The organism is Streptomyces silaceus, from assembly GCF_001419745.1.
GTDB classification, from domain to species: domain Bacteria; phylum Actinomycetota; class Actinomycetes; order Streptomycetales; family Streptomycetaceae; genus Streptomyces; species Streptomyces silaceus.
This window is the reverse complement of sequence record NZ_LIRJ01000562.1, coordinates 1-839: the sequence shown is the minus strand read 5'-3', so window position 1 is coordinate 839 and position 839 is coordinate 1. Positions and strand designations below refer to the sequence as shown.

Below are 839 nucleotides of genomic sequence, written 5' to 3'. Positions count from 1 at the left end.
CGCTTCCAGATGGCCTTGCAGGCCCAGCGCAACGGCTGGCTGTGAAGGGACGCCCAAGGCCTGCCCTTCCGTGGACGTCGCGGAAGGGCAGGCCCCGTCGCGGTCAGGCGGCGTACCCCTTCGGCGGGATCAGGCTGGCGAGTTGGTCGAAGGAGAGCCAGTAGATCTGGTTGCCACCGAAGGAGGCGGGGTCGGCGATGAGGACCGTGCGGTTGGCGTCGTCGTACCCGATGACCGTGAAGTAGTGGTAGATCGTCTGGTCCGACGGGTAGCCGGGCGGCTGGTTGCCGGGCGGGGCCACGATGTTGGCCACCAGCGGGTAGTTCTTGTCGATGTCCAGGACGATGTCGTTCCACAGCAGGTCCTTCTGGGCCTGGGTGGGCGGGTCGTCGGGCATCTCCTTGGTCTCGTACCAGCCGGTGCCGAGGTTGGCGTTGAGCACGCCGGTCACCTGGCTGATGTGGTCGGTGCCCGCCTCCGTGGTGCCGAGCTGGGCGGCGAGGTCGGCCTGGCTCGGCGCGGCGATGCGGGCGGACAGCGCGATGCGGGTGGCGGCGGGACCGCACCAGTAGCCGGTCTCCTGCACCTGGTAGTCGACGGGCAGCGTGTGGGCGCTCTTGGTGCGCACGCCCGCGACGCTCAGGCGGGTGCCCTTCTCGTTGTGCCCGCTGACGACCGCGGTCCCGGCCTCGGAGCCGTGGCTGAGCACGTGGACGCTCCCCGGACGCGCGGGGTCCGTCTGGGCGGCGGCCGGCGAGACAAGGGCACCGACCGCGGCCACGGCGATCGCTGTGGAGACAACTCTCTTACGCATACGGGCTCCTGGGGTGGAGGGAGAG

At 70.3% G+C, this 839-nt stretch carries 1 protein-coding gene; it reads right to left on the bottom strand.

All coding sequences use genetic code 11. The features are described 5' to 3' along the window. Positions 1-103: 103 nt before the first annotated feature. Positions 104-814, bottom strand: coding sequence for a C39 family peptidase (locus AOK22_RS36600; protein WP_055702981.1), 711 nt, complete (start codon positions 812-814; stop codon positions 104-106). Positions 815-839 lie beyond the last annotated feature (25 nt).